This is a genomic window from Commensalibacter intestini A911 (assembly GCF_000231445.1).
In the GTDB taxonomy this organism is placed as follows: Bacteria; Pseudomonadota; Alphaproteobacteria; order Acetobacterales; family Acetobacteraceae; genus Commensalibacter; species Commensalibacter intestini.
In genome coordinates this window covers 293285-318991 of the sequence record NZ_AGFR01000009.1, presented here as the reverse complement: position 1 = coordinate 318991, position 25707 = coordinate 293285, and the positions used below count along the sequence as shown (strand labels likewise).

Below are 25707 nucleotides of genomic sequence, written 5' to 3'. Positions count from 1 at the left end.
AACACGGTAATGTAAGAAAATTTGTAAAAAATAATATATTAACTTCAATAAGGCATCAAAATATTTTGTTTAATCAAAAACAACTAAATATACTGGTTATTGGTAATGAATCTTGCAGTAAATTTGATGCGGTAAATATAGGAAATATTGGAGATAAAGTTTATACGATAGACATTAATAAGAAAAATTCTGTTTATGGATTTAATCCCATAAATAAAAAAGATGGATACCATGTTATAGGATCAGCTTTAGAACTGGATCGTTATTTTGAACCAAATTATTTTGATATTATATTATTAAACGGGGTTTTTGGTTGGGGAATTAATTCTATTGAAGATCAGAGAAAAACGATAGAAGTCATATATAAAGTCTCTAAAAAAGATTCAAAGTTGTTAATTGGATGGAATGTTAACTGAAAGTTACTTGGATACAGGTAATCGTCATCAGTTTAATTTAGATCATAAAGTTATTAAACTTTCAGGAGATAGAACGAAGACTTGGCAGAGTGATGCAATTGCACCTTTGATAACAGAACGCTCTATTGTTGAACGGATTTATCATTATCTTTTACAACGCGCGCATGTGAATGGATGTTTAAAGAAAGAGCAATCCTTTGAACTGACACAAGATCCAGATCTTTGTTTAATGACGGATAAAGGCGAAGTTATTCATAAAGAATCATCTTCTACAGATAAGAAACTAAGCTTTCTCATTCCGAATAACGTTAGTGCAGTTTGGATACTCTCTAAAACCAGTCGCCCTTGTGATGTGATTGGATCTTTTGTTGATGATCGCCGTTATTTAGGGGTTCTAGTCGGAGAGGTGACTTTACAAAGAAACGGTAAAAAACATCCAATTACAACGCATTTAGACGCGGATCATTTGTTGGGATGGGATGTCAAAGAAACTATTCCTTGTCGTTGGACAAAAGGAAAAGCATTCTTGCCATTAACTCAATTAAAGTGCCGTTCTGATAAACATAATTTACTTACCTTGGATATCTTGTCAGATCACTCTTATATTCTCGATCAGTTAGAAGAGAATAATAAAAAACTGGCTTAAATCTAAAATCTATTTGCTAAATTAGTATCTGCAAACTCCTTTCTCATAGAGTTTGCAGATTTATTTAATTAAAAATAGGATTTCGTTTATAAACTATTTCATTAAACTAGTTTACGTAAATTCTGAGTATTGTATGAGCTTTTAGCTAATACTCATTTATTATTTAATCGAGTATTAGCTGTTCCATAAACTTTTTTATCTTCACGTTTTCCTACGGCAATAACTAAAATTACAATTTCTTTATCAATGACTTGATAAACTAATCTAAAACCAGAAGATCTTAATTTAATTTTATAACAGTTAGCTAGGTCTCCATGTAAGCGGGCAGATTCAATATGAGGATTACTTTGTAGTTGCTTTAACTTCTTTTTGAATTGTAATTGAATAGATTTATCGAGCTTATACCATTCTTTTAGAGCTCTTTCATCAAAGTCAATATTAAAGATCATCTAAATGAACCCTGATACGTTTTGCAGGATTATGTAGACGTTCGCGGACAATTGTTAAAATATCATCATCTCGATCATTATCACTAACCATCACTGATACTTCAGAAAAAGGTAATTTTTTATTTTCAGCAACATAACGTAAGAATAATCTTAATGCATCTGAGGGGGATAAATTCAAATTATCAAAAGCTTTATAAGCATCTTTTTTTAAGTTTTCATCCACTCTAATTTGAATAGTGCTCATTATTTATTACCTTCATATCAAGTTATAATAGATAAATTATAATGTAATTACAAATGTAGTGCAATATTTTATTATATGAGTTTAATAAAGTATTTCGTATTTAATTGTTATTTTAAATAGAAAGTATTACCTTTACATTACTTTATATGGTGTTTATAATTTCTTTGTAATGTAAAGGAGTTAGGCTATGAAAACAGATGTTATGACATTTAAAGTTGAAGCAGAATTAAAAGAAAATTTTAAAACTATTGCAGCGCGTAATGATAGACCAGCAGCTCAAGTGATTAGAGAGTTAATGAGAGAATATATTTCTAAAAATAGAGAACCTAATGAACTAACGCTTGAAACAATGCGTAAGTCAGAACGTGGAGAAGATTTACATACAGCAAAAGATATCAATGATTTGTATAAGCAGCTAGGTATCTGAGGATGCGTAATATTAAATTTTCGAATTTATTTAAAAAAGATATTCGAAGATGCGAAAAGCGCGGAAGAAATATGAAAAAGATGAAAGCAGTAATAGAGCTTATCGTGAATGATATGCCATTACCTTTTGCGTTAAAAGACCATCCCTTAAAAGGTGTATGGAAACCTCATAGAGAATTACATATAGAGCCAGACTGGTTATTGATTTATTATTGTCCAGATGAAGTTACAGTGCATTTTGAACGCACAGGCACACATTCAGATTTATTTGGTTAATTCTATCATCCTAATTGCGATAGGACATAAGTTTTGGTTATGATTATGTATTTACTAGATTACACTCAAAACAATACATTTCCATAAATACAAAAATCATTGGAAATCGTATTTATTTAAGTTGATTTATTTAAGCATACATATTAATAGGTAAACATCTTAAATTTAAAAGAATACAATAGATATTATTATGAGTGATGTTGGATATATAAGAGTAAGCTCTGAATATCAAAATACAGAAAGACAGCTTGACGAGGTTAAACTAGATAAAATCTTTACAGATAAAACCAGTGGTGTTGATACGCAAAGACCTCAATTACAGGCAATGTTAGAGTATGTCAGGGAAGGTGATGTTATTCATGTTCATTCTATTGACCGACTAGCAAGAAACCTTAAAGACCTAAATCAATTGGTAGAAGATTTAAACGCCAAAGGGATTAGCATTCATTTTCATAAAGAAAATCTAATTTTTACAAATAATGAAGACCCAATTAAAAAACTTATGTTTCAACTCTTAGGAAGCTTTGCTGAGTTTGAAAGAAGCTTGATTAGAGAACGACAAAGAGAAGGCATAGCCAAAGCGAAACAAGCAGGGAAATATAAAGGGCGAAGGAAAACTATTGATAGTAGCGTTATTATAGAAGCTATGAGTAAAGAAGGTGCTAGTTATAGAAAAACAGCCAAAGCTTTAAATATCAGCCTTTCTACGGTTCAAAGAGTAATGAAAGAATATAAACATTTAAAATTATAATATATTTCATTAATATTGTCACCAATGTCAAAAGCTTTGTTTCAGACATTATCAGATAATAAATAATTATCCTGTGCATTGGTTGTTGCCATCGCCACTGTATATTGGCTTGTCCCTGTTGCAGACTCATTCACATCTAAGCCACTTTTACTAGCATAAAGCCCAGACATTTTTTATCTCCTGCTTGTATTGGCGTACTGACTGTTGTTCCATTATTCTCAACAATTGGAGTGGTTAAAGTTGTTCCTTTATTTGCATCAGGAAGGGCAGTCATTTCATTAGAGGCAGAGCCTGAACTTTGAGTATCTCCATATATTAAATTATATAGATAAGCATATGCATATAATGGTCCCCATTCCACCAAATTAGCCGTACTATTAACACTAATTACTAAAAGCATTTTGTATTTGCTGAATATCAGCATCCGTAAGCGTATTTGGGTTATTACCAGCAGCAATAGCACCTCCACCAGCTGCAATAGCATTTTCAATAGCATTTGTTAATGCCATCGCAAGTTTAGGATCACCATTACTATTCGCATCTGCCCATTGTTTAACACTATTCAACGTAGCAGAAGAAAGAACATTCCCTGCGACAGAGCTTCCCGTGGCGGCACCGACATTTCCACCAGTAACACCTGCGACGGCGGCAGATCCAGCAGCTTCGAGAATGATGCGACCTATATCGTTCTTTACATTCGTTTCGTCAAAACCTGACACACCACTATTATGTAAAGCATCAGAGACCTGCCCCATGACTTCGCCAACCAGCTGCATCCCCAGTTGGCTGTTTTGCAGTTCATTGCTCAGCTTATTGGCGTCAAAGTTATTATCAAAGGGACAGTTATAACAGGCTATAGGTTAATCAGCGTAAGGAACGCCGTGTGAATTGGGTAAATTATTATACATATCAACCGCCTCTTGTCCTCCTGCGATAAACTCTACATTGATAATTGCAGGAGGGTTCTCAGGATCCTCATAATCGCCATCTAAAAAGACTCTATATTGTTCCAAAGCATGCAAAAACTGTGCTCTGGTCATCAAAACTTGTGATTCTTCGGCATATTCCGTACCAATAAAAACATAATCCCCAGTAATGAAAATCGAAAAAGCATTTCCCTCACCAAAATCACCATCTGGTGCACGGCTATGTTCTAAATCTGTTAAATTATTCACCCAAATATCAATCGAATGGGTAGAGTATTGAATTTCAGCTCCCAAAAAAGCTGCTATTGCCCCCGCACCATCAGATGTTTCATCTTTATTATTCGGATTAGTGCCAGACAGGCCAAACCATTTAAAACTTTCACTCCACCAAGGATATATTTTAGCTGTAATCATTATTTTTTCACTCCTGTATAAACTGGGTATGCTGTTGAGGCAGAACCATCTTTGTTATAATAACCTTCTATCTTCATTCCACTTGATGACGTTCCCTCCCATTGACCTGGCTTTCCTGTCGGTTTTGCATTTGCAAAGGCACTCTGGATTTCTGATGCAGCCTTAGATTTATCCCAACTTTCTGGAAAAAATGTTGTTTCAGGTCCTTTAGGAACCCATTCCCCTGTCGCAGGATCTCGAACAGAAATATACCCAGAACTTACACCATTCTTATCCGCTGCACCCGTCCATTCCGTTACCTTAATATCAGGATTATCCAAAAGATGTCCACCAGATGAACGTTTTGTTCCGTTCTTATTGGTCTTAACTTCCCCATCTAAAATATGATCCATATTGATATTCGATGCTTCAGAAGTGCCAACCGTTGTTTTTCCATCAACTTGACCGTGGCTTTCTTCAATCGTTACTTTACTTGATGAACCACTACTTTCTGCACCATTCTTTTCTGCATAAACAATTGTATCACCATTCGCATCTGTTACAGTATGGCTAAACCATTTGTCACCACCTTCAACAGCGAATACACCCCCTTTAGCAAAGAGTTTCCCTTCACCAGCAGTAAAGACACCAATAGCTGCCGCAGTTCTTTGATGATAAATTTCCATCACCCACAGCAAAAATACCAACAGCCACTTACTATCACCTTATAATAGCAATTACACTACTTTTAATGACGGCTTACCACCACTTGGGATAAGCAGCAAATCGTTCTTTAACACAAATAAGAAGATCATCAGATATATCCATTTTATAACTTGACGTTATTATATTTTTCTGAATATTTTCATATGATACCGACAAAAAAAATTCAGCACCTTGTTCTTTTTTTGTTATTTGCAATAAAAAAGAATCATTCATATCCCTAAGAGTAGATATTTTTTCTAATGATTTTAAATCGTTCACAAAATGATCCCAATTATCACATTTTATCCAGATCTCTCCTTGGAACTCCAATACACATAAAAATTGCTTAGCTTTTATCTGAAAACTAAATTGAATTGATGGAAGATAATTATCAATATCTATTTCTTCTAATTTTAACTCTAAAGGATCATTTAATTGAATACTCATTTATTACCTCACTGCGCTGGTTTAGCATGAATCAAGGCGGGAAGTCCCCCTGGTTGACGAGAAGGAGATAGTTTCAACTCCCACCCACCAACGATTATTAATTTATCATATTTAACACCATTTTGTGTCGCTGTATTTAAAGCGTTTTGTAAGCTACTTAGCTCCTGTTGAGATGATAATCTCACTGCTTCAGGAGTATTATTTATTGCTTTATATTGTGCATATTCTGCCATATGTTTAGTTGCGTTACCATGAACCCAAATTTTCTCACCATTAGGGAGGCTCATTTCAAATGACTTTGGTATAACTGACCCTAGATAATTATCTTGTGTGGGTTTAATAAAATCCCATACTGTTCCTGTGTATGAACTCTCAGCTACACCCCCTTTTGTATTTCCTTGACCTTCTACGATTTCTTGCTTGGTAATATTACCCTTAACATCTGTTTCCGTTACATAAATAACTGTATTATGTTTACCTGCCAGCAGCTGCTCAGCTGCTTTGTCACCTGCTGTAGCAACAATTTTTCCTGCTCCAAAATCAAAGATCCCAAAACCAACTGAAGCTAAATTCACTAAAGCATTTTTATAATCACCTTGTGCTGCATAAATAATAGCTAACGCTGCACTGGCCACTTCTCCAGGACCACCAGGAACATAAGAAGCGGCTTCCATCGTATTTAAAGCCCAATCATATAGATTGCTTAAAACACTTTGAGTGGTTTCATCTATTTTACCGCCATTAGGGTCTTTGGACTGATTATAGGCCTGCATTATAGAGGCAAGGCTGGAACCATTCAGGCCATCGCCCCCCATCGCAACATCGGTTAATGCACCACCACCACTGGCAAACGCATTGCTGATCGCATTCGCAATCAATACCTGCATTTGTGGATCATCACTCACTTGCTTACCAATTTGTTCAGCAAGTAATCGTGTTTGTGCAGATACTAAACCTCCTGCAGCTGTAACCGCCGCAGCTGATCCCGCATCCCCTCCTGTAATCGCAGCAATTAACGCATTCCCCGCAGATTCAAGGCCAAGACGACCAAATCCACCCTCTCCAAAAGTCGGCACACCATTATCACGTAACGCATCAGAGACCTGCCCCATGACTTCGCCAACCAGCTGCATACCGAGCTGGCTGTTTTGCAGTTCATTACTCAGCTTATTTGCGTCAAAGTTATTATCCATATGACCATCAGCAGAAGCAACATCCGTGGTATAGCTGCCCTGGGTGCTGCCAGCGTTTACCTTGACCTCGCTGGAAATCGCTGACTGAGTGGTCGAATTGTCGTTTTGTTTTCTATTCCCCCCAGTAATCAAACCAGAGTTCGCAGCCATATTGCCAGCAATCACCCCAAGAGGACCCAACGATCCACCCAATGCATCCGTGCCAAGGTTCAATCCACCACCCGTAGACGTCGCATCCCATTTCGAATGGTTCTCTTGATTTTCAGAAATCAATTTACCCGTATCTAGATAACTATTCCCCCCAGTGCTGCTGATTACACCACCCTTTAAATGTGTCGTATCATCAACATGAACCTGAACACCACCATCACCCGCGTAAAGACCAGACTGCTGCTTTCCTGTGCTTTGATAATCATCCTTGATAGTCTGGTTTGAATAATTGCCATTAGCACCCCAACCAGCTCCAGGAATACCAACTTTAAGGCCGCCTCCAACTTGGCTACTACTACTGTTATAATGAGAAGTATCTTGTGGGCTGATAATATCTAAATTACCCGTATCAACACTAATTTGATTACCAGAAACAATCCCACCATTAATCGTCGTCTTACCAGGGGCTGTTATCGTCACTTTGTCCGTCGCAGAGACCGTCGTATTCACCGCACTAGAACTGTCACCATTCGCATGTTGTTGCGATCCACTGCCATTCGCAGCCAGCCCAAGATCACCTTTGGTATTAACTTCAACCCCTATCGCTCCACCAAAGCTACTGCCTTTTCTGGACGAATGCGTCGTATCCCAATCAGACTGTAACGTCACATTATTCCCAGATAACGTCACATTCTTACCCGAAAGATCAGCCCCAGTCGCCGTTAAGTCCCCATTATGAACATCATTCGCATTATCACCACGCGCAACAACACTCAAATTATTCCCAGCCGTTGCAGAAGAACCAACAACGGTGCTTTGCGAATAGTCACTTTTATACTTACTAGAACCAAATCCCAGTTGAGCCGTGCCAGAGATAATACCTCCACCATAACCACCACCATCATTCGCAAGGGCATTCCCAACCGCATATCCACCCTGCATCGCATTCAAGGTCTTGCCCGCAGCGCTGCCTTTGCCATTCATATCAACAGCAGCTTGACCATATTGCGCAGCTTGACCCGCAGCAGAATCAGAGGCTAAACCAACCTTCAACCCGCCAAATACAGAGGATTCTTTATGGGTTTGATCTACCGTATTATGAACCGTGTCAAAATTAACAGAAGATCCACTAATACTTAAATCATTGCCCGCACTCAGCGTCGTGCCTGTAAAGGTCGACGAACCTCCAGAAACACTCGTCAGATTATGACCAGCACTGATCTCACTGGACGTCCATGTCGTCGTCTTGCTCGTATCCGTCCTCTTATTCGATTGATAACCAACAGACGCCAACCCACCACTAAAACTGGCACCAAGTCCAGATGTGCTCTTATGGTAATAATCATCCGTTGTGTCTTTGGTTGCCATCGTTGAAAGATTATTACCAGCAATCAAAGTCACGTCATTTTGACCCGTTACCGTACCAGCAATATTCAAATCATGGCCAGCGCCAATTGTCACATCTTTCCCTGCACCGACTAGAGATCCAATTTCCTCAGTCTTCGTCGAGTTCCCTGCTTCTTTCTCTTTTTGTAATAAACCAGAACTCTTATGAGAGGATGATGTAGATGATGTATTCGTAACAGAGCCAAGATTTACATCATGTCCAGCATATAATGACGTATTACCATCAGCTAACACTACAGAACCGGCAAGATTAATATCGTTCTTAGCACCCATCGTAATATTGCCATTCGAAATAACATTACTACTGAGCGCTGTGGTATATTCATTATGATCAGAAAAAGAACTGGAGTTAAAAGCGCTAGATTTGTGTCCTTTGACGTCTGAAAGGCCACTATCTGTAACGGCATCAAGACCGATACTGCCAGCAGAGGATAAAGAGACATTTCCTGTGGCATTCAAGGTGCTGCCAGATAATGTTAAATCCCCAGCCGTAGACTGTAAAGATGCACTTCCACCCGCTGTAATCGTCGTTCCATAATTCTTGGTTTGATTTCCAACAAAAGATAAGGTGCCATCAGACGCATGGGTTACACTGGATGCTGCTGCATTTAACTCTACTGATCCAATGTTAATCGTCCCAGCTTTCATCGCCAAATCAGAGCCTGACTGAATTGTACCACCATGGGTCGTAATACTATCACTCGCTTGAATACCAAGTGTGCCAGAAGCAAGAATTTGTCCCTGAGAACCCAAATAAGATCCTGTGCCACCATTAACTAAGTAATTATTGACGGTATCTGAATTAATCACAGATCCATTTTGAGCATTTAAAGAAATATTTCCCCCTTTAATCGTGCCCCCAATATTACTGATATCCCCATTCGTCGCGGTTAATGCAATCGAATTCATGCCTTCCACTAATCCAGAATTTGTAATGGAACCCGCTGTAATATTAACGTTTTTACCTTTAATTGCAGCACCCGCCAACACATCTGTTTTAGGAGATAAATATAGTTGAGGAACCAAAACAGTTTGCCCATCAACAACTTGAGGAACATACCATACAATATCTTCATTTAATGCAGCTTGTTGTTCTGCCGTTAACGCCGTGCCAAACTGTAACCCAAGTTTACCAGATTCAGTGCTTGCATTATCCAATAACGTCTTCATCGCATCAGAGGCGGTCATATACGTACCACCTGGATAACTTTGCCCTGTGGCTTGAATATATTGCTGTTGAATATATTGCGTATCAAACCCAGCATCCCCAAGGAACATATAAGATCCATTGATATCTAAGTGATTTAATAGATATTGTGAGCCATAAAACTCATTCACAGAGGTATATTGAGGACGCGTTTCAATTAAATAATTAGAATTTGAACTGACTGATGAAGTATTAACATTTCCTGATTGAACCGGATTTTGAATAGTAACATCTGTACCTGTTACTGTATTCGTTGGACTGTTATTGACAGTATTACCCGTTGATGTGCCTCCATTTCCTGTCGTATTACCAATATTGCCACCAGATACATTGTTTACACTAGAGCTACCATTTGTCACATTAGGATTAGGTCTAAAAAGTGCTTGCCCACCCGTTAAAGAGGATAAAATATCATTAATACTTGTAGAACCTGATCCACTAAACCCAGGTAAAGTAACATGTAAACCAGGATCAACACCTTGTGGATTAGTAACTCCGCTATAGGCTAAATTATTATTTTTACCATCAACTGTTGTTAAATCAGAACTGCTGCTACTTAAATTACTATTTCCAGGACCTTTTAAGCCATCTTTTCCTTCAGAGCCTTCAGTTGTTTGAGCAAAATTACCTGATGAAGGAGACCGATCAGGATCTGTAGGTTTATAATTTAAAACACCATCAATAATCGTTGTATTATTAACCTGCCCTTCAAATTGACCTTTTAAGTCACCACCAGCAACAATTGTTCCACTAAGCCCAGTATTGACCGTATTCGCACCCCAAACGCGTTTAGGAGGATCCTTCATATCATGACCACCAAAATCCCCAAATAATGGATCGGTTAGTTCTGAAGAGTCTTTTGGATTTAATGTTCTACAATAGTCTTTATTATAACAAGCAACTTTAAATACAACATCATTTTGATACCCGACATTATCTAAAGAAGCACCGGTAAGTTGCATATTCCCACCAGCTTCCATATGACTTACATCATTTTTAATGGCTCCTGTTGTGACAATGGTTAGATCTCTACCAGCAGAAATAATCGCTGAAGTGCCGTTTAATGTTGTTTGTGTTCCTGTTGCTGTAATCTCAACACGGGTATTCGGATTACCCGCTCCCCCAGAAAGAAAATAATAAACATAACCCGATGCAGGTTTGCCATCTGTTGTATATAAACCCTCTGGCGCAGCAACCTTTAAGATTTTCACATCGCTACTATAATAATATTGCCCCAATCCAACAACACCAGTTGTTATCGTATAAGTATTAGTTACTTCTTTATTGGTCATCCCAGCATAAGCTTGCCCTGCTGCGTTAATCGCAGTATCATATTTAGCAATTAATTTGTCAGTAAAAGTGGTTGTTTCTAAATTGCCAAAATATTTATTGGTAAAGCTCCTTGCGGTCAGGGTAATATCTCCATAAGCACCTTGAGTGCGAATTAGCCCTCCTATATTGTTAACATCACCAGTTTTAGCATCAATGGTCATTGAGCCTTGATCAGATTGGATAACACCTTGATTATTATTAATATCTCCACTGGTAGTAATCGTCATATCATTAGTGCTTGATAACACCCCTGTTTTATTATTAGTCAAACTACCTGTATTCACAGTCATCGTGTTCAATGCAAGCAAAACACCATTATTGGTAATCGTATCAGCATTAACAACTAAATTACCACGAGAAGTAAGTCCTCCGTTTTCATTAGTCGTATAATTTCCATGAACTGTAAAATTAACACCAGCATCTTGATTAACTCCCAAAGAAGAAAAGAGCATATTTTGATCACTAAAATCCCCTTCAAGAACAGCATTTAATGTTTGGTTTGCAATAATTGTTCCTGTAGCAGATAAAGCTGAACTTTGTGCAGCCAAATCAATATCTTTTGAAGATTGAATAATCCCATCATTTGATAAATCAAGCGTTGTTAATACGCCATTTTGTGCATTCGCAAATAAAGCAACATCTCCAACATTTCCTTTCCCTAGTGCATCATAGGTTAAGATCTTACCATTCTGACTTTGTAATTTATCCGTATAAATTGTTAAATTTTTCGTAGATTGAAGTGTTCCATTATTGTTATTTAATGATGTTAATCCATTCCCATTTTGATCTTTTTGAATGGTCATGCCACCCTGCATACTCACAATCGTACCATTGGAGTTATCAAGAGTTGGGGTCGTTATTTGAATATCTCCCATCCCTTGTAACCAACCATTATTGCTCATACCAGAAGAAGCATTTAAAGATATTTTGCCACCACTAGAAATAATCTGTCCATTTTGAGCAAAAGACAATGTTGATGCCGTTAAGGATAAATCCCCAGTTCCTGTCCCAATTTGTCCGTTTGTGCTATTGGTAATTTGTCCATTTGAAGTAAGTGTTAACCCACTTTCTCCATAAATATATCCATTGGCATTATTATTGATATCTCCAGAGACACTTCCTGTAATCGTTCCACCTGCAAGCATTAAATACGCATTATTAAAGCTACTTCCTGTAAAAACGATATTTCCTTGGTTATAAGCAGTAATCTCACCATTATTTTGATTGGTTAGATTTTGAGAAATTTGCAAATTAATATTAGAATTCGAAAGAATAGATCCATTATCATTCATAAGATTTTGGGCTTGAATGAGAAGGCTTCCTGCATTTGAATCTAGATTCTTAATCACGCCATAATTTGTAACATCGCCATTTTTAGCATTAATCGTTACATTACCACTATCAGCACCAATAACATTATTTGCACTATTCGTTAAGGAAGAGACAGTTAACGATAGTCCTTTCCCTCCCCATAACGTACCATTATTGGTAAAATCAGAACCAATCGTTAAAGATAATAGTCCTCCAGCTAAGATTTTACTTCCTTCAGCACTATCTAACTGACTAAAGTTTAATGTTAAATCTTGGGAAGACTGAAGCGTGCCACCTGCATTATTAAAAGATTGTAGAGCAGAACCCGAAGAGCCTTGATCTAAACGAATATTACCACTTTCACTGGTTAACACACCATTGGTATTATCCAGATTTTGGGTCGCAATCCAAATACGATTATAAGCCTGAATATTACTGCCTGTATTCTTCACAGAAGAAACTGGAAGAATATTATCTGTAGTCGAACCGATCCCCTGTAAGGTAACATCTCCATTAGTACTTAAAAGAACACTTTGTTGAGTATTCTCAATCGTATTTGCCGTTAACGTTACTGAATTCTTACCTTGTATCCACCCATTTTGACTTGTAATATCTTGAGAAGACAAGTTTACAGTTCCACCAACAAAGGAGCCCGAAACAAGTGTCTGTATATCATTACCAAGACCATTACTATCATAACTAAGACCAGAAGACGCGGCTTGAGCAACAATCGAATGACTAGCATTAACTGTTAAGGAACTATCCGCAGATACATATCCTGTATTATTCATCGTCTGGGTTGTGATTGTTAAATTATTGGGAGTAATGATCAACCCAGCATTCACAACTGTAGGAGCATTAATCGTTAAATCCCCACCTTGAGTAATAATTTTACCAAACACTTTTGGATCACTTTGATCACGCTGATTATTCAATTGTTGGCTGATAGTTAACGCAGCACTATTTGCAGATAAAATCGTACCTTGGTTTGCCAAAGTAGACGTATTCATTAATAATTGAGTATTCGTTCCAATAGATCGAATATTTCCAAAATTAGAAATACCACCCTGGCCTAAAACGGTTAAACTAACATTTCCTATTTCACTATATATCAGTCCTAACTTACCATTTGATAATGAATTTGCTGTAAATGTTAAATCTGAACCCGCAACCATTTGACCATTATTAACAGCATCACCTGTAAAATTAGCCTGTAACTGTTGTTGTGCAGTTAAAAAAGATTTATCTGAACTTTGATAAGAAGAACCATTAATAACAATATTTCCATTGGCTTGAATCTTACCATTACTATTATCAATCGCAGCTGTAACTGTCTGTGTTTCTGAAGATCCAATAGATAAATTACCGCCCAAAGCTAAAATGGCTCCGCCGTTATTTTTTAAGTTAGGTGTTACTAAAGTTGTCGCCTTATTCGCCTGTAAATACCCACCATTTGTCAATGTATTTTGTATATTAAGTGTTAAATCAGTATCACTTAAAATTCGGCCATTCGTATTTTGCAAATTATCAGCTGTAATCGTGATATATTGTCCATATCCATCTTTATCTGTTCCTCCAGATTTAATTACACCAGAAGAGTCAGTAGAGTCAGCTAATGATTGATTATAAATATCTCCAGAAATTGCTAATGTAATATACCCTTCTATGCTCTGAATAAAACCTGTATTCTCTAGAGATGAAGCTGTTAACAGCACATTTCCATCTGATTGAATTAATCCATTATCTAACTTACTATCAACAATAACACCGTTATTTTTTATAGACTGAGTTAAATCAAGTTTAACAAGCTGTTTTCCATATACAGCTCCTGAATTTTCTAAAATGCCACCTTGTTGAATATTTAAACTGCCACGCGATGCGTAAATACTACCATTATTAATAATCTCATTGATATTATTAAGACTAACATTTCCCTGTAAACTACTAACAGAAGCTTCTTTATTGGTAAGGGTTAACTGGTTAGCAGATAAAACGGTATCACCCTGACTTTGAATAACGTTTGCAATAGACACATTTCCAGAAGCACTCAGTGTTAATTTTTTACCCGCATATAACACACCACTGCTTGTATCTGTATAACTCGAAATATTCGCCAGCACCAAGTCTCTTGTTGCTTGAATAGTTCCATTACTATTATCAACATCTCCACCATGAAGTGCTACACTACCCCAATTACCTTCACTAGCAGTACTGTCAACCAAAGTGCTATTATTTTCAGCTAAAATCACACCTGAATTATTAACTAAATGTTTAAAGGTAATATCAATAGCACCATTCTTAGAGCCAATTTGACCAGAAGAATTATTATATAAATTATACACATCAACATCTAACAACCCAGAAGTTGTTAAAATTTTTCCTTGAGTATTATTCAGATCACCTGTTTTTGCATTAACAGTAACATTCCCCTGTTGTTCTACACCAATTTTACCTAAAGTATTAAGAATTCCCTGTGATGCATCGACCAGAATATTTCCTGTTGTGGTTAGAATGGCCCCTGAATTACTATTATCTAATGATCCAATAGTTAAAGTAAGATCGCCATCATTGGTTCTAATTAAACCATTCTGATTATTTAAAGCTTGACCACTAAGCGTAACACTATTGCTTTCTTGAGAACCAATCTGACCCGCATTACTATTATCAATATTACCAGATGCATTAAGATCTATTGCGCTATCTGCGGTTACAATATGTCCAGAACTATCTCCAATTGCTTCGTTATAAATATTACCATTATTAGCGGTAATTCCGATATTACCACTCTCCTGTATAGCAATCTTACCAGCTGTATTATTAATATTTTGAGAAGCATTAATTTGCAAATGAGCACCTTGAGCACGCTTCTCATCTGCATCATTAGCAAACTTGCCTGTAGTAATTAAAATTGATCCATTTTGGTTATCGAGTGTATTTACATTTAAAGTAATCGCCCCTGTAGTCGTGCGAATTAATCCACCTTCATTCCAAAGATCTTGACTGTTAATCGTTACATTACCATTGGTTTTTACACCAATTTGGCCATTTGTATTATCAACAGTTCCATCTAAAGCAGTAATTGTAACATCACTTGCATCAGTAACTAATGAACCATTTCTATTGGAAAAATTACCTTTAACATTAAAGTTAAATCCACCTACACCAATATCAATGGATCCATAATTTCCGAAAGACCCCGTGTCTAAAGCTAAACTGCCTTTAGAAAAAGAAATATTACCATTATTAATAAGATCATTCACAATCGTAAGAGATCCATTACCATTTAAACTACTAACAGCCGCATTTTTATTGGTTAGATTCAAATTATTTGCATTAAGCGTAAATTGATTTTGACTTTGGATGGCTCCTCCAACAGACATATCACCAGATGCATTAATGGTTAGATTGTTACCTGCATAAAATACACCATTACCTGTATCAGTATAATTCCCAATATGGGCGTCAACAGAACCATTCGTTGCTTGAAGCGTTCCGTTACTATTATCAACATCCCCACTATGTAAGACTAAATCACCCGCATTATTAACCATTCCAGCAATAATAACACCAGAATTATTCAATAACTTATTAGAGTTAATCGAAATATTGCCAGAATTTGTTAAAATCTTACTATTATTATTTTGCAAAGTATTTTGGGTAATAAGATCAATATCCCCAGACCCTTCAGAACCTATCTGAGCGTTGTTATTATTTAAAATATATTCTGAAGCATTAATCGTAATATTAGCATTAGTAGTAACAATTGATCCTGCATCATTATTCAAGCTATTAGGCTCTAAATTAATAATACCTGTATTGGTCTGAATTAACCCATTTTGATTGTTTAAATTATTTGCTTTGATATGAATAGAAGCTGCTTGATTACCAACGATCTGACCCGATTGATTGCTCATATTTCCTGTTGCATCAAGATCGATACTATTATTAGCTGCAATTTTTCCATTATTATTAGAAATATCACCGTTAATTGTAGCTTTTATTGTTCCTGTTGCGGAGGAAATCTCTCCATTATTGGTAAGATTTTGTCCATCTAACGTTAAATTATTTTGAGCGTTAACAAAACAACCGTAACGATTAACTTTAATATTGAAGATCTTCATAATGTATTTACCGCTATGAATGACCTCATTAATAAAAAAGCTCCTTAATTTTGTTATTGATTTAGATAACGACAATGAATTTAAAAGTATCTTTTTTTCGGTCTATTCTTGCTGCGACTGTATGTTTACCTTTTATGGGAGAACATGCAGAAGCGCAAACGACACCTCCACCTGTTTCCCCTCAAAGCTTTAATCAATATCAGCAATATTTACAGCATAAAGAACGGCAACAACTTATGGAGGGACTTCCCCCTCCATCCAGTAATGTTCAGATCAATCAAAATAAGCATAATGATGCTCAAACTGAACATTGTGTGACCATTCAATCCATTGAAGTGGTGAATGCAAATAACATATCTCCGTCAACAGTCCAAAATATTACCAAACCTTGGCAAAATAAATGTATGAGCCTTGGGGATATGAATTCTATCTTAAATAAAATCAATAAAGCTTATATCGACAAAGGTTTTGTCACAACAAGAGCCTACCTGCCTCAACAAGATCTAAAACAAGGTACGTTACATATTGTTGTCATTGGAGGCAAAGTCCAAGGCTTTCAATTTCATGGAATATCGCAAAGCAACCATGAAACTATGGCCTTTCCGTGGGTTAAAGGAGGAATACTCAATCTGAGAGATTTAGAGCAAGGGATTGATCAGATGAACCGCCTTCCTGATTGGAGTGCATCGATGAAGATTGCTCCAGGGGATGAGCCAGGAACCTCTATCGTTAATATTAATGCCAATAATCCAGGGATCTTACACGGACAAGTGTCAACAGATAATAATGGTCAAAGTTATTCTGGAAGAACCATCGGCAGAACTATTTTAACTGCTGAAGATTTATTTGGATTGTTAGATATGTGGTCTGTTGAATATGACCATTCTTTAAATAATCGTCAAAGCGACCGACACAACTCTTTCTTTACCGCCGAAGGGTCTATTCCGCTTGGGCCATGGACATTTTTTGGTGGATGGTATCGATATGACGATTTTTATCATGTTGATTATGCTTGGCAAGGACGTGGACGTTTTGATTCAACCAATAAAGATTTTCATATCGGCGCTTCACGTGTTGTTGCACGAAACTCAATTGGGGTGACAACCTTACAAGCAACCTATGAATTAAAATCCTTTGATAGCTATATTGAGCATTCACGTATTGGAACACAAAGCGCTAGACTTTCTTCATTAAACCTAAATGCCAGTGAATCGATGCGCATTTGGGGAGGCGCATGGTATGCAAGTCTTGGTATGAAGATAGGACTTGGTGGGGCTATGGGCACCGAGACATGGACGTCCAATCAAGGAACCTATAATCCCCATACTCAATATGTTAAGCCCTCTTTGGATATCGATGGCTACCAACCTATTGCTCAAGATTTTATGTGGCACACATCTATTCATGGGGAATATGCGAGCAAGAACCAATATGGTAATGAACAAATGCAAATTGGGGGGCCTTATACCGTCAGAGGGTTCTTAAAACAAACCATGATGGGAAATGCTGGGATTTATATGCGTAATGATCTTTCATGGTCTTTACCAACAAATGAAATGCATTGTGATGCCTATCAAATTTTTTGTAATAGCTTAGTTAAAGGCACTGAACTTTACGGAATCTTTGATGTCGGTATGACTAGAGGTGTTTTTACCTATGCTGATATGCCTAAGACCGAAAAAGGTGGGAACCTCGTCGGTGCAGGATTGGGTATTCGTAAAACAGCAGGAACCATCTTCTGGAATGCTTCTGCAACTCACGCTCTTACAACAGCAGGTCTTCCTCCAGAAGGATGGATCGCCATGTTCAGTGTAGGTGTCAGGTTATAAATAAAATTGAGTTTTTACTTATTTGAGTAAAAACTCAATGCCTCCAATACGCTCAACTAAATCCTCTAATATTTCTGCGACATTTCTCTTTGTTGTACGATATATATTTTTATTTTTTATAATCAGATTTATCAATAAAAAAAATACTCTAACTTTACCCTTTTGTGAAACATCTTCTAATATAAAATTATGTTAGTTTAGTGTGTTCGTCCTGCTATTGTTTTGATTATAAATTTTTTTCAAATATGTAGTAATAACTATTTTCCCAGAAGTATTCTTTTGATTTAAAACAGATATAACAAACATTATTTTATATTTCGACGATTAAGCTAACAATAGAAATATATATAGGGTGCCTCCATTTTTATAAAAACGATATGGGACGAAAAACAAAGGATAACAATTACCCATAACACCTATTGCTACAAAGTAAAATAAGTTCGTCCATAAGAAAAAAATCTTTTTATGTGTTAAAGCAATCAAAATCGAACAAAAAGTTTGTATCGCGCCAGGCAGTCTAAATAATTATAAAATTATTTTCTCTGATTATGCTACGATAAAAACAACTCATCTTACACATTCAACAAAGGCACTATTTGATAATTATCCGAATAAGATGATTCATCTTGTGACATAATTCTGATTAATAGGAAATAAATTACGTCTAACAGTGAAAATACGGCAACTGATGTTGCAAATTCTACAACCAATACAACGTTACAATCACAGCCTACAAATCAGAAACTTATCGCTTAGCAAGTTAGAACAAAATAAAAAAGCCCCGAACTAATCAGGGCCTTTACAATCTAGCTATCGCTTAAAATAGATTAAGCTTGAAAAAGTGTTTTCACAACTTTTGCAACACTATCCTGCCATTTAGGTAAACGTATATTAAACACTTTATGTAATTTATCTGTGTTTAAACGAGAATCCTGTGGACGTTTTGCAGGCGTTGGCCAATCTTCTGTTTTAATCGCTGTTACTTCTGGCATTTTTTGACCATATAAAGCAGCTTGTTGTAAAGCTTCCACTGCCAAACCATACCAAGTTGCATCCCCAGTACCAACAGCATGATAAATACCGTTCCACTCTGGATTCAAACCTTCTTTTAAGTAGCGATCTGCAATTTGCATAATTGCCCATGCGAGATCATCAGAACATGTTGGATTACCATGTTGATCGCCAACCACTTTTAATGCTGGATTTTTAGCGCCTGCATTAATCATAGTACGAACAAAGTTTTTACCATGTGCAGAATAAACCCAAGCCGTTCTTAAAATTACAGAGTTTGGTTGTGCTGCCAAAATAGCTTCTTCGCCTTCAGCTTTACTTGCACCATACACTGTATTTGGAGAAACAGGATCTGTTTCAAAATAAGGAGAACCTTTATCCCCTGAAAACACATAATCTGTAGATACATGAATAAAAGGCACATCATGAACTGCACATAATTTCGCTAGTTGTGCAGGCCCATCACGATTAACCAAATAAGCATCTTCTTGTTGAGTTTCCGCAGCATCAACAGCAGTCCAAGCAGCTGTATTGATAATCAGCTCTGGCTTTTCACCTTCAAAAGCAGATTTTAATGTATCTGCATTGGTAAAATCCAACTCTGGGCGTCCAAGAAACTTTAAACGATTATCTTTTAAATTCACAAAAGATGTCGCTAATTGACCGTCTTTTCCGCCAATAATAAGAATTGACATTTATATTTTCCTCTTATGGGTATGAAAACCAGCCTTTTGCTTCAGAAAAACCAGGATTTTGAGAATCTTTTTCAGATAAAATTGCTTCTTCTGGTTTAATCGGCCAGTCAATTGCCAAATCTTTACAATCCCAACGCACAGCACGTTCGCTGGCTTTGTCATATAATCCTGTGCACTTATATTGCACCATAACATTATCTGTTAACGTACAAAAACCATGTAAAAACCCTGGTGGTACCCAAAGCTGTGACCAATTATCTTCAGAAAGCTCAGCACCAACCCATTGACCATAAGTCGGTGAGCCTGTGCGTGCATCAATCGCAACATCCCAAATGGAACCTTGTGTACAACGGACAAGCTTGCCTTGTGCATGTGGAGCTAATTGGCAATGCAATCCACGAACCACACCTCTTTGAGTGGATAGGCTTTGATTATCCTGCACAAAAGGTAAATGAATACCAGCATCTTTTAAACGCTCTGCATTATAGGTCTCGGAGAAGAAACCACGATTATCTTGAAAGCGAGGAGGAGTAATTAAAGCAACTTCAGGAATTGCCAAAAATTCGATTTTCATTCATAAATTCCTTTAATGTTCTTGAGGTTCGTTAGAAAGCTCAAATAACATACGACCTAATTCAGTTTTATGGACTCTTTTTGCTAAAACACGTAACTGATCTGCATCAATAAACCCACGACGATAAGCCACTTCTTCCGGAGATCCAACCAACATTCCTTGACGTGACTGAATCGTTTGCACAAAAGTACCTGCTTGCATTAAACTATCTGGCATCCCAGCATCTAACCAAGCACATCCACGTCCAAGACGTTCAACACGCAATTCTTGATTATCAAGGTACATTTTATTTAAATCGGTAATTTCATACTCACCACGAGGAGAAAGCTTTACCTCTTTAGCATATTGAGTGACTTTAGAATCGTAAAAATATAATCCTGTCACCGCCCAATTCGATGGTGGATCCATCGGCTTTTCAATAATTTGCTGAGCTTTTCCTTCTTCATCAAAAGAAACCACACCATAACGCTCTGGGTCACGTACTTGATATGCAAATACAGTAGCCCCAGAAACACGTTGTGCTGCCTGTTGTAACAAAACGCTAAGATGATCAGCAAAAATCAAGTTATCTCCAAGCACTAAAGCACAAGGAGCACCATCCAACCATTCTTCAGACAAAATAAAAGCTTGTGCCAAACCTTCTGGTTTTGGTTGTACACAATACTCAAATCTCACCCCCCAATCAGATCCATCCCCTAACAATCTTTTAAATTGAGGCGTATCTTGTGGCGTGGAAATAATCATAATATCCCGAATACCCGCTAGCATCAACGTAGATAGCGAATAATAAATCATCGGTTTATCATAAACGGGCAACAACTGCTTACTAGATGCCAAAGTCAATGGATGTAAACGTGTGCCAGAACCACCCGCTAATACAATCCCTTTCATAGGTTTTTCTTGCATCTTGTTTTCCTTATTTCGTCCCAAGACGTTGACCGCTATAACGCTTATCGCGAATAGCTTGCCACCAGCTTTGGTTATCTAAATACCACTGAACTGTTTTACGAATTCCTGTCTCAAAATTATTTTTAGCTTTCCAATCCAAAGATTTTTCCGCATGAGAAGGATCAATTTCATATCTAAAGTCATGACCAGGACGATCGCCAACAAACTTAATTAAGCGTTCATATTTCCCTTTTGAATCTGGTCTTAGTTCGTCCAAAATAGCACAAATGGCTTTAACCACTTCTAAATTAGTTCTAGGTTGTCTAGCACCAATCGCGTATGTTTCACCAGGTTCACCAATTTCAACTGCTTTTACTAACGCTTCGGCGTGATCTTCAACAAATAACCAGTCACGAATATTATCGCCTTTACCATAAACAGGTAAATCTTTGCCTTCTAATGCATTAATAATAATCAAAGGAACAAGTTTTTCTGGGAAATGCCAAATACCATAGTTATTCGTCGTATTTGTCACAAACGTAGGTAATCCATAGGTATGGAACCAAGCACGAACGAGATGATCTGATGCTGCTTTTGATGCAGAATATGGGCTACGAGGATCATAAGGAGTTGTTTCGGTAAACGGAGGGTCATTTAACTCAAGGTGACCAAACACTTCATCTGTTGAGATATGATGGAAACGGAATTTCTGTTTTTTATCTTCCGTTAACGCTTTCCAATACTCATAAGCAACATTTAATAATGTATATGTCCCAACAACATTGGTTTCTACAAAAATTCCTGGACCATCAATAGAACGATCTACATGAGATTCTGCAGCCAAGTGCATCACTGCATCAGGTTTAAATTCCTCAAAAACCTTTTTTAATGCCGCCGCATCAGTAATATTGACCTGACGAAAATTATATCTATCATTCTTTTCAACTTCTGCTACTGTTTCAGGAGAAGCAGAATAGGTTAACACATCAACATTAACCACCGAATGTTTGGTATGATGAATTAAATGACGGACAACTGCAGAACCAATAAAACCACATCCACCCGTAACAAGAATTTGCATAGTAAGACACACCTTTAAAAAACTTTAAAGTTAAAACTTTCTTCTTTTGTAACCATCTCTATATATAATATCAAGTAGTTTACTTTCTAGAATAAAAAAACAACTTTGATATATTTAACAACTCTATGTTACTATATTCCAAATTTATCTTATTCAAAAATACAAATGACACAAAATACATATCAATTCCTCGATAATCCTACTTTAACAGAAAATACAACACGCTTTTGGCTTATTCGCCATGCAATTGTTAACCAAAAAGATAGAAATTATCTTTATGGAACAATGAATGTTTCTCTTTGTCATGAACATATTCAACAACAGCAAGCTATTTATCGCTATTTAGCGAAAAGATTACCATCCACAACATCATGGATTACGTCCTCTTTATCACGCGCGAAAGATACCGCTAATTTGATTCAGAACGCTGGTTATGGCCATGTTCCTTTAACCACTAATGATGCTTTCCTAGAACAAGATTTGGGAAAGTGGCAAGGCCAACCACATGATGCTGTCATGCAACACTGTCAATATGATGCGCATCCGTTCTGGCCTTTTTATGCCAAAGAACGTCCTCCTCAAGGAGAAAATATGTACGATGTCATTAATCGTGTTGGTAAAGAGCTAGAATCTTTAGCCCAAACAAAAACTGGTCAGGACATCATTATCGTATCCCACGGAGGAACTATACGAGCAGCCATTGCCCATAGTTTAAAAATACCTTTGGATTCTGCATTATCTCTATCTATTTTAAATCTGTCTTTAACCGTGCTAGAGAAAAAACAAGATCATTGGCGCGCCTTAACCATAAACGAATATCCAACAACCTTATAAATATTTACCTTGCCCCTAGTAAATTACATTGGTAAACCACATACAAACAAAGTAACTTTATCTCAAAGTTTTTATACTAAACAAATATTATTAGCGTTTTTTGGAATATATAGTGTCTCATACAACTATCCCCTCAAACAGAGGTAGTTTAAGGCGTTCTGGGCGTAATCTACTGAAATTATTAGGTGGGAAGGTCATTAACGTTCCCATCGGACTTTTACAAATTTCTTTAACCATCCACCTTTTAGGGGATAAAGGGTATGGTTTTTTGATTCTTTTACACTCTTTCTATCAGACCATCGGAGACATCGCCGAGTTTCAATCTTGGCAAACCGTTTTACATTATGGCATAAAGCCTTATGAAGATAGAAATATTCCTTTGCTTCAACGCGTTCTGCGTTTTACATTTTTGCTAGATTTTTGTAGTAGTATCGCTTCACTCGTCATTAGTTTCTTATGTGCAGTTTACTTCAGCAGACTTCTTGGATGGCCTGCAGAATGGCATTATCTAGGCGTTTTCTATAGCTTTAGTGCTTTTTTTATGACCAGTGCGACTTTCAATGGTATTTTAAGATTACTCAATCGATATGATCTTATCGCAATCCAAGGACTAATTAGTACCTCTATCCGTCTATTAGGAATTATTTTCCTAATGCTGATCGGAGGCGGATTAGCCGGTGCAGTTGGTGTGTGGATGCTGGCCGTTATTGTTAGTTTTTGTTCATTCCTTATTTTTTCTTTATATCAACTTCACCGCCATCAGTTACTTAAAGGTTTTTTTACTGGAATCAATGAAGGCCTAACAAAAGACCTGCCTGGCATCTGGAAATTTGCATGGAATACCAATCTAAATATGACATTTTCGTTGGCTTACAAACAAATTACCACACTGGTTATCGGTGGAACTTTGGGGCCAATTGCTGCTGGATATTATAATATTGCAAATAAAATTGCAGAAGCCATGGCTAAACCCATTGTTTTATTACAATCCACTTTATATCCAGAAATGGTGCGCTCTTGGCAAGGCAGTAAGCCTTCCCACTTATATAAAATGGCCTTGCAAATTACTGCATTAACAGGTGGCATAACAACCGTTGTGTTATTAATTCTGCCTTATATTGCTGTGCCAATTATGCACTTGTTACTCCATAAAGATCCACCCCCTGAAACACTCATATTACTTTATTGGTTAGCAGGCGGAGAACTTGTGCTTATTTGGGGGATGTCCCTTGAACCCATTTTAATTACTACAGACAATACTGCAGGCGCTATTTATGCCAGAGGTATGGATGTTCTTTTCTTCCTCCCGATGCTATTTATCTTTATTAAATGGTGGGGAATGGATGGCGTAGGTCCTGCAACCGTTATTGCAGCGTTTCTACTCATCTTTTTACAAGCGTTCTTTATTCTTTACGGACGAAAGCAAAGAACGCGTTCACAAAAACTATCATCTTGAAATTGGGAAATATGGTGGGTGCACAAGGGTTCGAACCTTGGGCCCGCTGATTAAGAGTCAGCTGCTCTACCAACTGAGCTATGCACCCTCACCAAAAACTATCCCAATTTTCTATCAAGAGATCCTATAGAATACAAGTAAAATCATTCTTTATTCAGAAAAAGTAAATTCTCCACTTTTCCCACCTTGTTTTTTAACAAGATGAATATCTTGAATCACCATTCTTTTATCCACTGCTTTTAACATATCATATATGGTCAAAAGTCCAGCTGACGCGCCAGTCAAAGCTTCCATCTCAACACCCGTTTTACCAACGGTTTCTGCTGTGACCTCAATTTGAACACTTAAAGCAGATTCATCTTTATAAAACTCAACATGAACATGACTTAAAGATAAAGGGTGGCATAAAGGAATCATAGTTGCTGTCATCTTTGTTCCTTGAATTGCTGCAATACGCGCAATCCCCAGCACATCCCCTTTGCGACTAGCATTGAATTCCAACAATTTAAATGCTTCCGCAGACATTGAAATTGATCCAATCGCAATTGCAGTACGTTTTGTTTCTTCTTTATGTGCAATATCGACCATATGCGCTTGCCCTGATGCATCAAAATGAGATAACTTAGTCATATGTTTTTCCTATTATAATTTACCTTAACCATCATAAACATATGATCCAAAGGAAACCATGATTAAAATCTGTTATTTCGGTTTTTTAAAAGAAATTCTTAATCTTGAAGAAGAACAAATAGAATGGTCTGAAGGTGATTCTCAAGAGTTATTAACATTTTTGAGATCACGCAGCGCTTTCTGGGCTGAAAATCTTTCTGATCAAAATATTTTTCGTATTGCGATTAACAAGAAAATTATTTATCAAACCACCTCCATTTCCCCAGGAGATGAAGTCGCTATTCTTCCCCCAGTTACAGGAGGATAAAC

Annotated in this window: 23 protein-coding genes and 1 tRNA gene; 9 read left to right on the top strand and 15 right to left on the bottom strand. The window is 37.0% G+C overall.

Annotation, left to right across the window (positions count from 1 at the left end):
* The first annotated feature begins 65 nt into the window (after positions 1-65).
* On the top strand, positions 66-416 hold the full coding sequence (locus tag CIN_RS08585) for a class I SAM-dependent methyltransferase (protein ID WP_040364230.1): 351 nt from the start codon (positions 66-68) through the stop codon (positions 414-416).
* On the top strand, positions 406-1062 hold the full coding sequence (locus CIN_RS08580; RefSeq protein ID WP_008854690.1) for a hypothetical protein: 657 nt from the start codon (positions 406-408) through the stop codon (positions 1060-1062). The genes CIN_RS08585 and CIN_RS08580 overlap by 11 nt, the downstream gene beginning before the upstream one ends.
* A gap of 152 nt (positions 1063-1214) precedes the next feature.
* Here the strand turns inward: CIN_RS08580 and CIN_RS08575 are convergent, their stop codons facing one another.
* Together CIN_RS08575 and CIN_RS08570 are read right to left on the bottom strand one after the other, a co-directional pair.
* Positions 1215-1511 carry a type II toxin-antitoxin system RelE family toxin gene (locus tag CIN_RS08575; protein ID WP_008854689.1) on the bottom strand — a complete coding sequence of 99 codons (297 nt, stop codon included), beginning with the start codon at positions 1509-1511 and terminating at the stop codon, positions 1215-1217.
* Complete coding sequence (locus CIN_RS08570) at positions 1501-1755, bottom strand: type II toxin-antitoxin system RelB/DinJ family antitoxin (protein ID WP_040364229.1); 255 nt, start codon at positions 1753-1755, stop codon at positions 1501-1503. Before CIN_RS08570 ends, CIN_RS08575 begins: the two co-directional genes overlap by 11 nt.
* Positions 1756-1942: 187 nt before the next feature.
* On the opposite strand from CIN_RS08570, the gene CIN_RS08565 reads away from it, so the two are divergent.
* The 3 genes from CIN_RS08565 to CIN_RS08555 all read left to right on the top strand — a co-directional run bounded on the left by CIN_RS08565 (position 1943) and on the right by CIN_RS08555 (position 3208).
* On the top strand, positions 1943-2182 hold the full coding sequence (locus CIN_RS08565) for an addiction module antitoxin (RefSeq protein WP_008854687.1): 240 nt from the start codon (positions 1943-1945) through the stop codon (positions 2180-2182).
* A 2-nt stretch (positions 2183-2184) separates the two neighbouring features.
* The gene (locus tag CIN_RS08560; protein WP_040364228.1) at positions 2185-2457 is read left to right on the top strand and encodes a type II toxin-antitoxin system YafQ family toxin; all 273 of its coding nucleotides are present in this window, start codon (positions 2185-2187) and stop codon (positions 2455-2457) included.
* Between the two features lie 190 nt (positions 2458-2647).
* The gene (locus tag CIN_RS08555; RefSeq protein WP_008854685.1) at positions 2648-3208 is read left to right on the top strand and encodes a recombinase family protein; all 561 of its coding nucleotides are present in this window, start codon (positions 2648-2650) and stop codon (positions 3206-3208) included.
* 41 nt (positions 3209-3249) lie between these two features.
* Here the strand turns inward: CIN_RS08555 and CIN_RS12160 are convergent, their stop codons facing one another.
* The 7 genes from CIN_RS12160 to CIN_RS08525 form a co-directional block, all read right to left on the bottom strand.
* Positions 3250-3378, bottom strand: a complete 129-nt coding sequence (locus CIN_RS12160) for a hypothetical protein (RefSeq protein WP_008854684.1) — start codon at positions 3376-3378, stop codon at positions 3250-3252.
* On the bottom strand, positions 3345-3608 hold the full coding sequence (locus tag CIN_RS08550; protein ID WP_040364227.1) for a hypothetical protein: 264 nt from the start codon (positions 3606-3608) through the stop codon (positions 3345-3347). Before CIN_RS08550 ends, CIN_RS12160 begins: the two co-directional genes overlap by 34 nt.
* Complete coding sequence (locus tag CIN_RS08545) at positions 3592-3984, bottom strand: hypothetical protein (RefSeq protein WP_008854682.1); 393 nt, start codon at positions 3982-3984, stop codon at positions 3592-3594. The genes CIN_RS08550 and CIN_RS08545 overlap by 17 nt, the downstream gene beginning before the upstream one ends.
* Before the next feature lie 84 nt (positions 3985-4068).
* On the bottom strand, positions 4069-4548 hold the full coding sequence (locus tag CIN_RS08540) for a hypothetical protein (protein ID WP_008854681.1): 480 nt from the start codon (positions 4546-4548) through the stop codon (positions 4069-4071).
* On the bottom strand, positions 4548-5234 hold the full coding sequence (locus CIN_RS08535; protein ID WP_211475714.1) for an EndoU domain-containing protein: 687 nt from the start codon (positions 5232-5234) through the stop codon (positions 4548-4550). Before CIN_RS08535 ends, CIN_RS08540 begins: the two co-directional genes overlap by 1 nt.
* Before the next feature lie 52 nt (positions 5235-5286).
* Positions 5287-5679: a hypothetical protein gene (locus tag CIN_RS08530; protein WP_008854679.1), complete on the bottom strand. Its 393-nt coding sequence runs from the start codon at positions 5677-5679 to the stop codon at positions 5287-5289.
* An 8-nt stretch (positions 5680-5687) separates the two neighbouring features.
* Positions 5688-16400, bottom strand: coding sequence for a hemagglutinin repeat-containing protein (locus CIN_RS08525; RefSeq protein ID WP_008854678.1), 10713 nt, complete (start codon positions 16398-16400; stop codon positions 5688-5690).
* 74 nt (positions 16401-16474) lie between these two features.
* Between CIN_RS08525 and CIN_RS08520 the strand changes: the two genes are divergently transcribed.
* A complete protein-coding gene (locus CIN_RS08520) occupies positions 16475-18229 on the top strand; it encodes a ShlB/FhaC/HecB family hemolysin secretion/activation protein (protein ID WP_008854677.1) in 1755 nt (584 codons plus the stop codon).
* 827 nt (positions 18230-19056) lie between these two features.
* On the opposite strand, the gene rfbD is transcribed toward CIN_RS08520, so the two are convergent.
* The 4 genes from rfbD to rfbB are packed head-to-tail and all read right to left on the bottom strand — an operon-like array spanning position 19057 to position 22478.
* Positions 19057-19935, bottom strand: a complete 879-nt coding sequence (gene rfbD, locus CIN_RS08515; RefSeq protein ID WP_008854676.1) for a dTDP-4-dehydrorhamnose reductase — start codon at positions 19933-19935, stop codon at positions 19057-19059.
* A gap of 13 nt (positions 19936-19948) precedes the next feature.
* Positions 19949-20509: a dTDP-4-dehydrorhamnose 3,5-epimerase gene (gene rfbC / locus CIN_RS08510; protein ID WP_008854675.1), complete on the bottom strand. Its 561-nt coding sequence runs from the start codon at positions 20507-20509 to the stop codon at positions 19949-19951.
* A 12-nt stretch (positions 20510-20521) separates the two neighbouring features.
* Positions 20522-21415, bottom strand: coding sequence for a glucose-1-phosphate thymidylyltransferase RfbA (gene rfbA, locus CIN_RS08505; protein WP_008854674.1), 894 nt, complete (start codon positions 21413-21415; stop codon positions 20522-20524).
* A gap of 10 nt (positions 21416-21425) precedes the next feature.
* On the bottom strand, positions 21426-22478 hold the full coding sequence (gene rfbB, locus CIN_RS08500; protein ID WP_008854673.1) for a dTDP-glucose 4,6-dehydratase: 1053 nt from the start codon (positions 22476-22478) through the stop codon (positions 21426-21428).
* A gap of 165 nt (positions 22479-22643) precedes the next feature.
* Here rfbB and CIN_RS08495 point away from each other — a divergent pair, with 165 nt between their 5' ends.
* Positions 22644-23312 carry a histidine phosphatase family protein gene (locus CIN_RS08495; protein ID WP_008854672.1) on the top strand — a complete coding sequence of 223 codons (669 nt, stop codon included), beginning with the start codon at positions 22644-22646 and terminating at the stop codon, positions 23310-23312.
* 112 nt (positions 23313-23424) lie between these two features.
* Positions 23425-24768 carry a lipopolysaccharide biosynthesis protein gene (locus CIN_RS08490; RefSeq protein ID WP_008854671.1) on the top strand — a complete coding sequence of 448 codons (1344 nt, stop codon included), beginning with the start codon at positions 23425-23427 and terminating at the stop codon, positions 24766-24768.
* Between the two features lie 12 nt (positions 24769-24780).
* Here the strand turns inward: CIN_RS08490 and CIN_RS08485 are convergent.
* Positions 24781-24856 (bottom strand) — tRNA-Lys (locus tag CIN_RS08485).
* A gap of 62 nt (positions 24857-24918) precedes the next feature.
* A complete protein-coding gene (gene moaC / locus CIN_RS08480; protein WP_008854670.1) occupies positions 24919-25398 on the bottom strand; it encodes a cyclic pyranopterin monophosphate synthase MoaC in 480 nt (159 codons plus the stop codon).
* A gap of 58 nt (positions 25399-25456) precedes the next feature.
* Between moaC and CIN_RS08475 the strand changes: the two genes are divergently transcribed.
* Positions 25457-25705 carry a MoaD/ThiS family protein gene (locus CIN_RS08475; protein WP_008854669.1) on the top strand — a complete coding sequence of 83 codons (249 nt, stop codon included), beginning with the start codon at positions 25457-25459 and terminating at the stop codon, positions 25703-25705.
* Positions 25706-25707: the final 2 nt, after the last annotated feature.